The organism is Streptomyces albus subsp. albus (genome assembly GCF_000719865.1).
Classification (GTDB): Bacteria; Actinomycetota; Actinomycetes; order Streptomycetales; family Streptomycetaceae; genus Streptomyces; species Streptomyces albus_E.
Map to the genome: position 1 here is coordinate 1 of NZ_JOID01000026.1, position 14,148 is coordinate 14,148.

Here is a 14,148-nt window from a genome sequence, read left to right on the forward strand (position 1 = left end):
GGCCCGGGGGGCCCGGGGGGCCCGGGGGGCCCGGGGGGCCCGGGGGCCGGGGTCGGTGGCTGCTGCCGGGGCTCGCGAGCCTTGACTCGGGCGCCAGGACTCAGGCCCCCGGGAAAGCGCCCGTCCCGCCCCGGTTCGCAGCCCGCACCGTTCCGCCCCGTTCCCGCTGCCGCGGCCGGGACCGGCGGTCGTGGCGACGGGGTTACGGCCGCCGGTCCCTGCCGGAGCGGGGCCGTTCGCGTCTCGCGGCCGGCCGGCCGCCCGCGAGGCGCAAGATCTCCGCCTCGGCGCCCCGGCCCCGGCTCCGGACCAGGGCCGCGGCCAGGTCGGAGAGCTTCTGGTTGGTGCGCTGGGAGGTGCTGCGGAGCAGCCCGAAGGCTGTGCCGGCGTCGCAGCCCAGGACGTGCATGATGATCCCGCAGGCCTGGTCCACCACAGGGCGGGCCCGCAGCGCGGTGCCGAGCTGGTCGATCTCGGCGTGCAGCCGGCGCTGCTCCATGCCGCGGACGATCTCGCTGGTGGCCAGATCGCCGAGGAGCGCGGTCACCCCGTGGGCCGGGTCCACGAGCAGGCCCGGCCGGAAACCGTAGACGGTGAGCGTGACGAGCAGGTCCTCGCGGCGGAACGGCAGCGTGGTGCTGGAGCGGACCCCCGCCTCCAGGGCCCGGGCCCGGTAGCGGGGCCAGCGTTCGTCGTACAGCAGGTCCTCCGAGACGGCCGGGCGGCCGGTTTCCAGGACGGCGGGCACGGGGCCCTCGCCGGTCTCCCGCTGCACGGTCACCAGCGGCGTGAGGTCGGGATGGGTCACGGCCGTACGGAGCGGTGCGACGGCGAACGCCGCGGCGGCCTCCCGCGCTCCGGAGAGGCGGGAGACGGGGAAGGCCGTCGCGCCGGCGCCGCAGCACCAGGGGTGGCAGGCGGCCGCCCGTTCGGCGAGCCGCGCCAGGCCGGCCTCCGAGGCGTCGGTCACCGCGTCCGCCGTCGCCTCCGGCGCCGCGTCCGTCACCGTGTCCGGCGCCGGGTCCGGCCCGGCTCCCCTGTACTCGGCCATACCTGCGGACGGCCCTCCTCACGCTCCGCGGTTCCACGCAGCCGCCGGTGCACACGCACACCGGCCATGACGACGTCACGTCCCCCGGTGTCCCCCTCAGGGCCGCCTGCCCGGGCCGGAGCCGGCGAAACGGGCAGGGTGTCCGTCTCCCCGCCGGACCCCCGGGCCTCTGCTGCCCCGTGGTCACGGGCGGCACAACTCCCCCGGGGCCGAGTGCGGTTACGGTGGGCACATGGGCGAGTCGATCGATTTCGGTGCCGAGTTGGCCGATTTCCGAAGCCGGGTCGCGGAGCTGCAGTCCGCGCGGTCGCTTCCGTCCGAGGAGCGCGGGACCGCACTGGACGCCGCGCTGTTCGAACTCCAGCATGTGGTGGACGTCCTGTGGCCGCGCTTCGAGGAACTCGCGGCGGAGCCCGGACACGAAGGCGTCCCGCGGGAGGACCCCGAACTGCGGCTGCTGCGCGGTCTCTTCCAGCGGCTGCCGCTGCCGGTGGTGCTCATGGACCGCGCCACCGTCGTCCGGCGGCTCAACGCCGCCGCCGGCGACCTCTTCGCCCTGCGCGCCGGCTACGCCACCGGCCGCGCGCTGACCGGCGTCCTCGCCCACGACACCCGAGCGGCGTTCCGCTCCCAGACGGCCGCCGTGGCACGCGCTGAGGGCGGCCGCAGCCTGCTGGTCCGGCGGCTGCGGGAGCCCGGCTCGGACGACGGGGCGCGAACCGCCCTGCGCGCCACCCTCACGGCGCTGCGCCCACCGGACGAGCGGCAGCCGACCGTCCTCGCCGTCTTCCAGACCGTGCCGGCCGCGGAGGCTGAGCGGGAGCCGCGCCGGGCCCCCGGACGTGCGGCGGACGGTGCCGGGGCGACCGGGCTCCCCGCGCCACCGCGCCTCCCCCGCCCGGACCTCGCCGAGGTGTCCCGGCAGGCCGAACTGCTGGACCTGGTCGACGACATGGCCACCGCACTGCTGACCGTCTCCCCCGGCGCGCCCGCGGACGTCCTCGGCCGGGCGGCACGGCTGCTGCACGGCCGGTTCGCCGACTGGGTGATCGCCGATCTCGCCCCCGCCCCGGAGGCCGGCGGCGCGCCCGGCCCGCTGCGCCGGCTGGTGGTGCTCGGTCCCGAGCCGCTGCCGGAGCCGGGCAGCGGACCGGCCGGCCAGGACCCGGCGGACTGCCCGCTGGTGACGGAGGCCGTGCGCGACCGGGTGCCGGCCCTGCGGGTGCGCCCGGAGGACCCGGAGGCCTTCGGGCGGGACGCGTCGGGGGCCGCGGTGCTGGTGTCCGCCCGGGTCACCTCGCTGCTCTGCGTACCGCTGTGCCCGCCGCCCCGCGAGGAGCCGGCGCCGCCGGGCGCGGGCACCGCCGCCCCGGCGTTCGGGGCGCTGACGCTCTTCCGTACGGGCGGGCGGCGCACCTTCGGGACGGCGGAGGCGGGAGCGGTGCACCGGATGGCCCGGCATCTGTCGCTGGCCCTGGGCCGCACGGCAGGTCGGGACGCGGCCGCGCCCGGCGGCCCGCCCTCCCCCGCCGGCCCGTCGTCCCCCGCGGCCCCGGTGCCGCTCACCCCGACGACTCCCGCCGCCCCGATGTGAGCGGGAACGGAGCGCGGGACGGCCCGGGTGCGCGAGGCTGCCCGGAACGTACGCCCCGGACGTCGGCCCCCCAGCGTGAGGGGCCTGGTTGCGTGAGGCCGCCGGGCGCGTGCGGCTGGTCGGAACGCGCGGCCGCCCGCGCGTGAGAGGCCCGGGTGCGCGGGGGCTGCTCGGAACATGAGACGCCCCGGCGCGCGAAGCCGCCCGGAGCGCCGGACCGCACAGCGCGCGAAGCCGGCCCGGGCACCGGACCGTCCTCACGTGGGAGGCCCGGGTGCGCGAGGCTGCCCGGACCGCGGTCCCGGCAACGGCGGTCGCCCCGCCGTCCGGGCGGACCGGAGGCGGGGCGCCGGGTGGATCGGGGCCGTCGGGCCGACCGGTCGGGCCCTTGCGGGCGGCCGCTCCGCTCCTCCGGACGGCCCGGCTTCCACCGGACGGCCACCGGCTCCCGGTGGACGGCCCCGCGCAGCCGCCGCGGCCCCGCGCACGCCGGGCCGCGGCGGCTCAGTTCGCGTCGGCCATCACCTGGTCGCAGAGCGTGGCGCAGGTCCGGCTGATCAGCCGGGAGACGTGCATCTGGGAGATGCCGAGCTGCTCGGCGATCCGGCTCTGCGTCATGTCGCAGAAGAACCGCATGTAGAGGATCTGCCGCTCGCGTTCCGGAAGCCGGCTGAGCTTGGGCTTGATCGCCTCCCGGTCCACGATCAGGTCGAAGCCCGGCTCGGCCTTGCCCAGCGTGTCGACGAGCGCGTAGCCGTCCTCGGAACCGGGGAGTTCCGCGTCGAGCGACAGCGGGGTGAAGCTGTCGAGCGCCTCCATGCCGAGCAGCACGTCCTCCTCGGACATCCCGGTGTGCTCGGCGACCTCGCGGATGCTGGGGCCGCGTCCGTCGAGGGTGGTGGACAGTTCGCGGTACGCCACGCGGACCCGGTTGCGCAGTTCCTGCACCCGACGAGGTACGTGCAGGCCCCACATGTGGTCGCGGAAGTGCCGCTTGACCTCGCCGACGACCGTGGGCACGGCGAAGCTCTCGAAGGCGGTGCCCCGGTCCGGGTCATACCGCATCACGGCCTTGACCAGTCCGAGCGCGGCGACCTGCTGGAGATCCTCGATGGACTCGCCCCGGTTGCGGAACTGCCGGGCGAGCCGTTCGGCCATGGGTATCCAGGCGCTGACCACCCGCTGGCGCAGGGCGTCCTTCTCCGGGCCGTCGGGCATCCGGGAGAGCCTGCGGAAGTCCTCGGCGGTGTCGGGTGCGTCGTCGTGCGGGTGCCTCGAGCGAGGCCGCTTGGTGTGAGCGTGAGCGCGTACGGTCGTCATGAGGAAAATCGCTCCCAGGACGGTCGGACTTGGTTCACCGCGGGAGCAGGCACGACGTACGGGGCCGAGGCGCGCTCGGGGCCGCAGACAGAGCTGGTCCCACGGGCGTGCCTACGGTCCGAAGCACGGTTGTCGCTTGCCCCCGGACCCGGGCCGCAAACACACGGCCTTCGAGCCCTTCCGGCAGCGGCGGGAGCCCGCTGGAACAGGTTCACTTCCATGCTCCACCAGGTCCGCCGGGTCCGCGACCGGAGGCAGCGGCGACCGCCCCCGGTGGCCTCGCGCGCACGGCTTCCGCCCTGGAGGAATCGCTGGTGGGAGGGGTGCCGGCCGGGCCGGGAGCCCGCCCGGGCCGAGGTGCGGGACGCGTCTTTCCGGAACCTCCGCTGCGCCCGCGGCCGGTTCCGTGACGACCGGGCGGACGGCCGGGCCTCGGGGCCGCCGCACGGCCCGCTTCCCGCGACCGGGAGCCGCGTCACCCGCGACCGCCCGCCGGGGCCTCCCCGGGGAACGGAAACGCCCCGGCCGGGTGGGCCGGGGCGCCTGCGGGACGGTCCGGAAGGGGCGGCCCGGAGACCGCGGCGGCTGCCGCACGGCCGCCGCGCCGCCCTCCGCCGGGCCCGCCGTCCGGAGGGCGCGGTCAGTCGTTCGTCGGCCAGCTCCCGGTGACCCGGCGGACGCCGTTGGCGCCGCTCCGTTCCACCACGGCGCGGACCCCGCCCACGATGGCGCCCTTGACGATGGCGGGTGGCAGGATCTGCGCCCAGGTGTAGTCCGGGTCGGTGGGCTCGGGGGCCTCGTCCTTGTCCGAGACCCGCTTCCACAGCTGCTTGAAGAGAGCACCGGCGATGACACCGCCGAGGATGCCGAAGAGCGCGCTCAGAATCTTGTACACCGTGCTCACGTTCAGCCCTTGCCCTTCTCGGCGCGCTTGCCGCGTATCACCATCAGCACGAGGAGCAGGGCGACGCCGCCCGCCACCGCGGCGAGCGGCGGTCCGCCCAGCCGTTCCCGGGCCTCCCCGGCCTGCTCCCGGACCTCCTCCCGGATCTCGGCGGCCCGGGCCCTGGCGCGGGACTTCACATCCGCGCGGGCCGCCAGCTGTTCCACCGTGTCACCGAGCCGCTCCCGCGCCTGGATCACCTCACGGCGCAGTTCCTCGGGAGTGCTCGTCATCGGTGCGCCCTCTCCTTGATCCGTTCGACATCGGTCTTCATCCCGCTGATCGCCTCCTCGGGCACCAGCGGTGCCGCCCGGCGGGTCTGCTTGCGGCCGAGCGCCGCCAGGATCCCGGCGCAGGCGAACAGCGCCGCCGCCCCGATCAGGGCGGAGGCCCATACGGGCAGGACCAGGGCGAGAGCGGCGATCCCCGCCGCCACCAGCGCCTGGAACGCCACGAAGGCTACGACGCCCGCCCCGCCGAACAGCCCGCCCCCGAGGCCGGCCCGCTTGCCCTTGCGGGCCAGCTCGGCCTGGGCGAGCCTCATCTCACCGCGTACCAGGTCGGACAGTTGCTCGGCGGCCTGCTTGACGAGGTCGCCTGCCGACGGTTCGCCGGTGTCGCCGGCGGTCGGCCGCCGGTTCACGGTCGTGGTCACTGGTGTCTTCCTCCCTCACGAACATGAGTTCCTCGTAGCGGCCCAGTGCCAGAACGAGGCCGAGCATGGCCATCGGTATGAGTACGGCGAATACCGCCATGGCCCTGGTCCTTCCCTGGGGAACTGTCACGCTCTGTGACGAACGTCACGGGCCTTGAAGGCGAGTGACCGCTCCCAATCGGGTTAAACCGGACTTTCTGCTGGCCAGTCCGTTCCCGGGCCGGCTCGTTCCGCCATCGGGCGGGGCTCGGACCCGGGATCCCTGAATTCCCGGGTCCGAGCCCTTTCCTGCTCCCCACTCACGGCCACTCCGGCCGTGCACCGGGTCCCCCCGCCCGTATCCGCCAAACACCGCGCGAACCCCGCGCGCAGGCCGCGCGCGGGCCATGGCGGGCCGGTGGGGTCCGGTGCCGTCCCCCGGCCCGGCGCCGTACCGGGCCGGGGGAAGCTCAGGACGCGCGCGCCCGCGCCCCTTCCCGGGTCCGGGACGCCGCCACCTGCCGGCGCGGGTGCCGCCGCAGGTACTCGCCCTCCAGTTCGGCCATCCGCGTGTTGTGCGCGTCCAGCGCGTCCGGCGCGCCGTGCAGCAGCGTCTCGTGCCGGGTCCGGTGGACCGACTCCAGTTCCTTCAGCAGCTGCCGCTCGTCCAGGTCACCGGGGTCGACCCCGGCTCTCCGCCGCTCCGCGTCCGCCATGGCTCCACCTCTCTCGTCGTCTCTCGCCGCGCGGCCCCGCCCGTGGCCGGGCGGGTCCCGGTCCGGCTGGGGTCCCGCTCGTCCCTGCCGAGGCGTCTTCCCCTCGTCTACTCCGTCACCGGCCGCGCAACCGTCCCGCGGCCCGCTTCACCCCGGGCCCCGGGTTCCCCGCCCCGGCGGGTTTCCCCCGGGACCGGTGCCGGTCGTGTTGCCGTGGATCCATCGGGTACCCGGATCGGACCACCGATACAGACAGTTCGGAGGAAGCAATGGAACTCGCATTCCTCAACCCGGTCGTGGAGCGGCCCGGCCCCTGGGCGTCGGTCTACTTCGACACCTCCCGCGCGTCCCAGTACGCCTTCAAGGAGCAGGAGCTGGCGGCCCGCGAGGCCTGTGACGAACTGGCCGCGCAGGGCGCCGACGAGCGCACCTGCCGCACGCTGCGCGAGGTGCTGAGCGAGCTGCCCCGCACCGGCGCTCCCGGACGGGCCCTCTTCGCCACCGGTGGGGAAGTCGTGCTGGACGTGCCGCTCGGCGAGGCCCCGCAGGGCCGCTCGGAGGTCAGCTGGTCGCCGGTGCCGCATCTCGGGCCGCTGCTGGAGCACCGCAGCGAGAACCCGCGGTGCCTGATCGCGTACATCGACCGCAAGGGCGCGGACTTCCAGATCCGCGACGACTACGGACGGGAGAACGCCGGGCACCACGAGGGCCGCCCGTGGCCGATTCACCGCACCAAGTCCGGCGCGGACTGGTCCGTCCGGCACTGGGAGTTCTCCGTGGAGGACACCTGGGAGCACAACGCCGGGGAGATCGCCCGGGCCCTCGCCGAGACCTGGGAGGAGACCGGCGCCCGGATGCTCGTCCTCGCGGGGGACGTGCGCGAGCGCCGCGCCGTGCACGACCGGCTCCCCGAACCGCTGAAGTCCGCCTGCACCGAGACCGAGTACGGCGGCCGCGCCGCCGGCGCCCGCAGGGAACGGCTGGACGAGGCGGTGGACGAGGCCCGCGAGGCCTACGTCCGGCGGCACACGGCGGAGATGCTCGACCGGTTCCGCTCCCGCCGCGCCCAGGTGCCCAGCGATGTGCCGCACGACGCGGCGGAGGGCGTGCCCGCGCTGGTCGAGGCGGCCCGCGAGCACCGCATCGGCTCGCTCGTCATCCGGCCCGACGGCCCTGACGTCCACCGCGAGGTGTGGGTGGGCCGGGAACCGGACCAGATCGCCGTACGGCACACCGACATCCCGTACCTCGGCGACACCGAGCCGGTGGCCGTCCGGGCCGACGACGCGCTGCTGCGCGCCGCGGCCGCGAGCGGCGCCGAGGCACTCATCGTGCACCGCCCGGAGGACGTCGACGGCGATCTGCCGTCCGGCGGGCTGGGCGCCCTGCTCCGCTGGCCCAGCGCCCGCGGCGAACGTCTGGAGGAATCGCTGTGACCCTCAAGAACTCCCTCCTCCGCAACCCCTTCCGCCGGAACCACCACACGGGCCGCCCGCCCGACCCGGCGGCGGCCCAACAGCAGCGCGGAACGCAACAGCAGCGGGAGGACGACATGCAGCGAGGCAGCGACCGGCTCAACGTGCACCACGACGACGAGATGAAGCACCAGCTCCAGGGCATGCTGCGCTCCGGGCACTCCACCCGGGCGGAGGAGTGGCACGACCCCGAGCCCGCCGCCGAGGACGACCCCGCGACCGGCCTGCGCCCGGCCCCGTCCGCCGACGCGGGCGACGAGGCCGAGGCGGAGGCCCTCCGCTCCGAACTGGCCCGGTACCTCGGCCGCACCCCGTTCCCCGGCCGGCGCGACCAGCTGCTGACCACACTGCGCGAACGCAACGCCCCCGACCGCCTGGTGGGCCTGATCGGCGATCTCCCGGGCGACCAGGACTACCGCAATGTGCAGGACGTGATGGTGGCCCTCGGCCGCAAGCCCCGGTCCTGACCCGGCCGGAGACAGGGAAGAGCCGCGGCCGCGCCCCGGGCGCCCCTGGCCGGCGGCCCGGCCCTGTGGGCCCGGACCCGGGGAACGCCGCACCGGCGCGGCGCCGCGCCCTCCCGGCCCCCCGCATACGCCGCGCCCCCGCGGGTACTCCGGGGCGGAGGACGAACCCGCTCCCCGCCCGGAACCCGCGGGGACGGCGTGGGGACGGGGCCGACGGAGCGCCCCGCGGGCCCCGCGCCCCGAGGAGGCGACGCAGCCATGGCACACGGAAACGGACACCGGACCGGACACGGACACGGACAGGCGGAACACGTACGCGACATCATGACCCCCGCGGTGACCGCCGTGCGTCCCGACGCGTCGCTGGTCGAGGCCGCGGAGCTGATGCGGACTCATGACATCGGCGACGTGGCGGTCGTGGAGGACAGCCGGCTCGTCGGCATCCTCACCGACCGGGACATCACGCTGCGCGCGGTGGCCGAGGGCGTCGACCCGCTGACGATCAGCGTGCTGTCCGTCTGCACCCCGCGTCCCGTCACGGTCGGGCCGGACGAATCCGTGGACGCCGCCGTGATGCTGATGCGGACCAACGCGGTCCGGCGGCTGCCCGTCGTCGAGGACGGCAGGCCGCTCGGCATGGTCAGCATCGGCGACCTCGCCCTGGCCCGGGACCCGGGCTCGGCCCTCGCCGACATCAGCCGCGCCACCCCGGACACCTGGCCGGTCCAGGCGGTCTGACCCCGGCCGGCCTCGCACGCCGCCTCGCCCCCGAGCCACACGGCACCGCGCGCCCCCGCTGGCCCACGCCGCCCTCAGCCCCAACGGACCGCGTGCGCCCTCGGCCCGAACGGACGGCGTGCGCCCCCGAACTCACGCCCGGCTGCGCACGTGAGCCGAGCGAGCGCAGCGTCCCCACCGGCTCGCCACCTCCCGCCGCCGCCCTGGCCCCACCGGGCCCGGGTCCATACGTGCAGGTGCGCACGTGCGCCCAGTGGGCACCGCGTCCACACCGGCCCGCCGCCCCGGGGCCCCTTGACCCCACGCGCCCGCTCGCCTCGACCGCGCAGGGCCCCCTGGCGCGCTCGGCCCGAACACCCTTCACGTTTAGCGAGCCCCGCGTCCACACCGGCCCGCCGCCCCGGGGCCCCTTGACCCCACGCGCCCGCTCGCCTCGACCGCGCAGGGCCCCCTGGCGCGCTCGGCCCGAACGCCCCTCACGCCCAGTAGGCGCCGCGCCCACCGGCCCGCCGCCCCCATGCCCCCCTGATCCCACGCGTCGGCTCACCTCGGCCGCGCAGGGCCCGTGCCCCCTCGGCCCCGCGTCCCCCCGTCAGCCCCGCTCGCCCGCCGCCGGGGGCGGTGCCCCGCCCGGCAGCGGGTATGCGTGTGTCCATGACGGAAGACACGAGGGGCCGCTGGCACCGATGGCTCAGCGAAGGGGACCGGGCCGTGTTCGCCCGGGTGGCGGCACACCACTGGCCGGCCGGGGACCGTTTCCTGCCGCGCCTCACCCACAGCGCCAACCACGGCCGGCTGTGGTTCGGCCTGGCCGCCGGCCTGTGGGCGTTCGGCGGCGCCCGGGGCCGGCGCGCGGCCACCCGGGGCATGGCCTCACTGGCACTCGCCTCGGCCACCGTGAACACCCTGGGCAAGCGGTCGGTGCGCCGCGACCGCCCGATCATCGACGCCGTGCCGCACCTCCGCCGCGCCAAGCGGCAGCCGACCACCACGTCCTTCCCGTCCGGGCACTCGGCCTCCGCCGCGGCCTTCGCCGTGGGCGTCGCCCTGGAGTCCCGGCCCTTGGGCACGCTGCTGGCGCCGGTCGCCGCCGCCGTCGCCTTCTCCCGGGTCTACACCGGCGTGCACTACCCGAGCGACGTCGTCGCGGGCGCGGCCCTCGGCGCGGGCGCGGCCTACGCCGTCCGGGGCCTCGTGCCGTCGCGGCACCAACTGCCGCCTCCCGCCCGCCCGCGCGGCGACGCTCCCGCCCTGCCCGCGGGCGAGGGTCTGTTCGTCGTCGTCAACCCGCTCTCCGGCGCCCTGCCTCACCGGGCCGACCCGGTGCGGCTGTTGCGGGCGACGCTGCCGAAGGCGGAGATCGTGCGGCACGCCCCGGACCGGGCCCCGCTGACGACCGTGCTGGAGACCGCCGCGCGGGACGCCGCCGAACGGGGCGGCGCGCTCGGCGTCATCGGCGGTGACGGCACGGTCAGCGCGGCCGCGACGGTCGCCCTCCAGTACGGGGTGCCGCTCGCCGTCCTTCCCGGCGGCACCTTCAACCACTTCGCGTCCGACCTCGGAGTGGAGGACATCCAGGACGCCTGCGCCGCCGTGGAGCGCGGCGACGCCGTCCGGGTGGACGTGGGCCGGCTGACCCCGAGCGACGGCCCCGGAGCCCTGCGCGAACCGACCTACTTCCTCAACACCTTCAGCCTCGGCTCCTATCCGGAGCTGGTGCGGCTGCGCGGGCACTGGTCGCCGCGGATCGGCGGCCCGGCCGCGACCCTGCTGGGCGTGGCGCACGTCCTGCGCACCTCCCGTCCGGTGAAGGCCGTGGTCAATGGCGTGCCGCGCTCCATGTGGCTGCTGTTCGCGGGCAACGGCGCCTACCGCAGCGTGGGGCTGGCCCCGGTCCGCCGCTACGACCTGGCGGACGGCCTGCTCGACGTCCGGGTGGCGCACGGCGGCCGGTTCGCCCGCACCCGCCTCGTCACCGCGGCGCTCACGGGCGCGCTCGCCCGCTCCCCCTTCTACACCGCCGCGCGTCCGCGCCGGCTGCGCGTCTCGGGGCTGCCGACCGGTACCCACATGGCGTACGACGGCGAAGTCGCCCCCGCTCCCCCGGCCTTCGTCATCGACAAGGCCGAGGAGGCGCTGACCGTCTACCGGGCGGTCCCGGACTGAGCGTTCGGCCCGGGGGCGCGGGCTGACGGACCGGCGGCCGGCCACCCTCCGGCTCACCTGGCCCCGGACTCGCCCGGTCCTTCGGGCCCACCGGCCCACCGGCCCAGGCTCTCAGGCTCGCTCCGGCGGCCCCCGGCGCCTCGCGGGCGGACGCGCGTCCCGGCCCGGCGCCTGCGGCGGGAAGAGGTCGTCGGTGGCCGTCTCCACCCGGGGCGGCCGGTGGGTACCGCACGGCACCCTCCGGCACCAGTGCGGCACCGGTGGTGGGTCCCGGGCCCGCGACGCGTCAACCACATAGTGAGACATAGTTCTCGCCATGCGAGACTCCGTTCTACACTGCGGCTCCCCGCACGCCTCGACCGGAAGGGGCCGCCGTGCCCGACCGCACCGACGTACGAGACGAGCCGGCCGCGCGGGCCGGAGCAGCCGAGGAGACCGGCGGGCCCGCCGAGCCCGGCGGAACCCACGACACCGGAGAGCAGGAACAGCACGGAGGAGCCGACAGGCCACCGCAGGACGGACAAGACACGCAGACCCGGCAACACGTGCCGGCCGATCAGCCCGGGCAGGCCGAACAGCCCTCCGGGGCCCCGGCCGCCGTCTACACCCACGGCCACCACGAGTCCGTGCTCCGCTCGCACACCTGGCGGACCGCGGCCAACTCCGCCGCCTATCTGCTGGGCGAGCTGCGCCCCGGCATGACCGTCCTGGACGTCGGCTGCGGCCCCGGAACCATCACCGCCGACCTCGCCCGGCTCGTCGCCCCCGGCCGGGTCACCGGGATCGACGCCGCCCCGGGCATCCTCGACCGGGCCCGGTCGGTGGCAGCCGAACGCGGCCTGAAAACCGTCGACTTCATCGTGGCCGACATCTCGGATCTGCCCTTCCCCGACGACTCCTTCGACGTCGTCCACGCCCACCAGGTCCTCCAGCACGTCGGCGACCCGGTCGGCGCGCTGCGCGAGATGCGCCGCGTCTGCCGCCCCGGCGGCGTGGTCGCCGCCCGAGACTCCGACTACGCGGCCATGACCTGGTATCCGGGCTCCCCCGCCCTCGACGCCTGGCTGGACCTCTACCGCCGGGTCGCCCGCGGCAACGGCGGCGAACCGGACGCCGGAAGGAGACTGCTGTCCTGGGCCCGGCAGGCCGGTTTCACCGACATCACGGCCTCCGCGTCCACCTGGTGTTACGCCACCGAGGAGGACCGCGCCTGGTGGAGCGGCCTGTGGGCGGACCGCACCGTGGACTCGTCGTACGCGCGCCTCGCGGTGGACGGCGGTCACGCCCGCGAAGAGGAGCTGCGCCGGATCGCCCGTGCCTGGCGGGAGTGGAGCACGAGCCCGGACGGCTGGTTCGCCGTCCTGCACGGCGAGATCCTCTGCCGCACCGCCGGCTGAGTGCCCCGGCGGGCGACGTTCACCCGTTCCGGGAGCGCCGTCCGGCGCGTGACCCGGGCAGCGCGTTCCCCGGGCCCGGAGAACCCGGGGGCTGCCGGGCCGCCCCGGCGGGGCGAACGCCGCCGGTCGGGGCACTAGGCTCAAGCGGCATGGAAATCCTGGGTACTTCACTCCGTGTCTGCGTGGACGACCTGGACGCCGCCGTCGGCGTCTATGAGCGCCTGACCGGCGAACGGGCGGTGCGCTCCCGGCGCGGCGGCGTCACGGTCGCGGCGGTGGGCGCGTTCCTGCTGATGAGCGGGGACGAGGCCGAGCTCGAACTGCTGCGGAAGGTCACCGCCACCATCGCGGTGAAGGACGTGGACGAGGCGCACCGGACGCTCACCGAGGTGGGCGCGCGGATCCTCGCGGGCCCGCTGCCCACCCCGGGACGGAATCTGCTGGCCCTCCACCCGGACGGCTCGATCTTCGAGTACGTCGACGGCGGTGCGCCGGACGCCCGGTGACGCCCGTCCGCGGCGGCCCGGCCGCGGCGGACGCTCCGTACCGGCCGGTCCGCTCGGGCTGCCGGGGCTCCGGGCCTCGGGGGCTCCGGACGGCCGGACCGTCAGCCCGCGGGGCGTCGCGGCGGCAGCCGGTCATCAGCCGTCAGCCCGGCCGCCCGTCACGCCATCAGGCCGTCGCCCGCAGCGCGTCAGACCATCAGACCGTCAGACCGTCAGACCGTCAGACCGTCAGGACGATCTTGCCGCGGGTGCGCCCCTCCTGGCTGAGCCGGAACGCCTCCGCCACCTGCTCCAGCGGGAGTTCCCTGTCGACGTTGACGGTGAGCTTCCCGGCATCGGCCAGCTCGCCGAGTGCGGTGAGGTCGGCCGTGTCGGGCCGTACGAAGACGTAGCGGCCGCCGGACCCGGCGACCGACGGGTCCACGACCGACACGACGCGCGCGGCCGACTTGGCCAGCTCCAGCGATGCCGCGATCGCGTCACCGCCCACGAAGTCGAGCGCCACGTCGACACCCTCGGGCGCCAGCTTCCGCACCCGCTCCGCCAGTCCGGCGCCATAGGTGACGGGCTCGGCCCCGAGCGACCTCAGATAGTCGTGATTGCGCTCACTGGCGGTGCCGATGACCCGCGCGCCCTGCGCCACCGCGATCTGCACCGCGAACGATCCGACACCGCCGGCCGCCGCGTGCACCAGCACGGTGTCGCCCTTGCCCGCCTCCGCGGCGCGCAGCGACTGGTGGGCCGTGAGCCCGGCCAGCGGCAGCCCGGCCGCCTGCTGCCAGCTGAGGGAGGCGGGCTTGCGGGCCAGGGTGCGGAAGGGGGCGGCGACGAGTTCGGCGTAGGTCCCGAACTGCGCCACGTCCTGCCGGTTGTAGCCGATCACCTCGTCGCCCGGGGCGAACTCGGTGATCGCCGGACCGACGCGTTCCACCACTCCGGCCACGTCCCAGCCGGGGATCAGCGGGAAGTTGGCCTGCAGGACCTGGTCCAGATAGCCGGCGGTGACCTTCCAGTCCACGGGGTTGACCCCGGCGGCCTTGACCCGGATGAGCACGCTGTCCGGGCCGACCTTGGGCTCGGGGGCTTCGGTGAGCTTCGGCGTTTCGCCGTATGAGTTGATCGTCACTGCCTTCATATGGGA

General features: G+C 76.0%; 14 protein-coding genes. 7 read left to right on the plus strand and 7 right to left on the minus strand.

Features of this window, described 5'->3' with window-relative positions; all coding sequences use genetic code 11:
- Window positions 1-202 precede the first annotated feature (202 nt).
- Window positions 203-1,051: an ANTAR domain-containing response regulator gene (locus IF83_RS0123670; RefSeq protein ID WP_078843787.1), complete on the minus strand. Its 849-nt coding sequence runs from the start codon at window positions 1,049-1,051 to the stop codon at window positions 203-205.
- A gap of 232 nt (window positions 1,052-1,283) precedes the next feature.
- On the opposite strand from IF83_RS0123670, the gene IF83_RS0123675 reads away from it, so the two are divergent.
- The gene (locus IF83_RS0123675; RefSeq protein ID WP_078843788.1) at window positions 1,284-2,645 is read left to right on the plus strand and encodes a PAS domain-containing protein; all 1,362 of its coding nucleotides are present in this window, start codon (window positions 1,284-1,286) and stop codon (window positions 2,643-2,645) included.
- Between the two features lie 504 nt (window positions 2,646-3,149).
- Here IF83_RS0123675 and IF83_RS0123680 read toward each other — a convergent pair.
- From IF83_RS0123680 to IF83_RS0123705, 5 genes are all read right to left on the minus strand, one after another.
- A complete protein-coding gene (locus IF83_RS0123680; protein ID WP_030547386.1) occupies window positions 3,150-3,965 on the minus strand; it encodes a SigB/SigF/SigG family RNA polymerase sigma factor in 816 nt (271 codons plus the stop codon).
- Window positions 3,966-4,605: 640 nt separating this feature from the next.
- Window positions 4,606-4,860, minus strand: coding sequence for a DUF4235 domain-containing protein (locus IF83_RS0123685; RefSeq protein WP_019706331.1), 255 nt, complete (start codon window positions 4,858-4,860; stop codon window positions 4,606-4,608).
- A gap of 11 nt (window positions 4,861-4,871) precedes the next feature.
- Complete coding sequence (locus IF83_RS0123690) at window positions 4,872-5,141, minus strand: DUF3618 domain-containing protein (protein ID WP_030547390.1); 270 nt, start codon at window positions 5,139-5,141, stop codon at window positions 4,872-4,874.
- Complete coding sequence (locus IF83_RS0123695; protein ID WP_030547392.1) at window positions 5,138-5,563, minus strand: phage holin family protein; 426 nt, start codon at window positions 5,561-5,563, stop codon at window positions 5,138-5,140. The genes IF83_RS0123690 and IF83_RS0123695 overlap by 4 nt, the downstream gene beginning before the upstream one ends.
- Window positions 5,564-6,012: 449 nt before the next feature.
- Window positions 6,013-6,258, minus strand: coding sequence for a DUF6158 family protein (locus IF83_RS0123705; RefSeq protein ID WP_030547394.1), 246 nt, complete (start codon window positions 6,256-6,258; stop codon window positions 6,013-6,015).
- A 269-nt stretch (window positions 6,259-6,527) separates the two neighbouring features.
- Here IF83_RS0123705 and IF83_RS0123710 point away from each other — a divergent pair, with 269 nt between their 5' ends.
- The 6 genes from IF83_RS0123710 to IF83_RS0123735 all read left to right on the plus strand — a co-directional run bounded on the left by IF83_RS0123710 (window position 6,528) and on the right by IF83_RS0123735 (window position 13,007).
- Window positions 6,528-7,694, plus strand: coding sequence for a baeRF2 domain-containing protein (locus IF83_RS0123710; RefSeq protein ID WP_030547396.1), 1,167 nt, complete (start codon window positions 6,528-6,530; stop codon window positions 7,692-7,694).
- Window positions 7,691-8,200 carry a DUF2795 domain-containing protein gene (locus tag IF83_RS0123715; RefSeq protein WP_347877121.1) on the plus strand — a complete coding sequence of 170 codons (510 nt, stop codon included), beginning with the start codon at window positions 7,691-7,693 and terminating at the stop codon, window positions 8,198-8,200. The genes IF83_RS0123710 and IF83_RS0123715 overlap by 4 nt, the downstream gene beginning before the upstream one ends.
- A 258-nt stretch (window positions 8,201-8,458) precedes the next feature.
- On the plus strand, window positions 8,459-8,938 hold the full coding sequence (locus tag IF83_RS0123720) for a CBS domain-containing protein (protein WP_051723261.1): 480 nt from the start codon (window positions 8,459-8,461) through the stop codon (window positions 8,936-8,938).
- Between the two features lie 654 nt (window positions 8,939-9,592).
- Window positions 9,593-11,104, plus strand: coding sequence for a bifunctional phosphatase PAP2/diacylglycerol kinase family protein (locus IF83_RS0123725; protein WP_030547400.1), 1,512 nt, complete (start codon window positions 9,593-9,595; stop codon window positions 11,102-11,104).
- A 545-nt stretch (window positions 11,105-11,649) separates the two neighbouring features.
- Window positions 11,650-12,501, plus strand: a complete 852-nt coding sequence (locus IF83_RS0123730) for a methyltransferase domain-containing protein (protein ID WP_030547402.1) — start codon at window positions 11,650-11,652, stop codon at window positions 12,499-12,501.
- A 149-nt stretch (window positions 12,502-12,650) separates the two neighbouring features.
- A complete protein-coding gene (locus IF83_RS0123735) occupies window positions 12,651-13,007 on the plus strand; it encodes a VOC family protein (protein ID WP_030547403.1) in 357 nt (118 codons plus the stop codon).
- Window positions 13,008-13,227: 220 nt separating this feature from the next.
- On the opposite strand, the gene IF83_RS0123740 is transcribed toward IF83_RS0123735, so the two are convergent.
- Window positions 13,228-14,142, minus strand: a complete 915-nt coding sequence (locus tag IF83_RS0123740) for an NADP-dependent oxidoreductase (RefSeq protein WP_030547405.1) — start codon at window positions 14,140-14,142, stop codon at window positions 13,228-13,230.
- Between the last annotated feature and the right edge of the window lie 6 nt (window positions 14,143-14,148).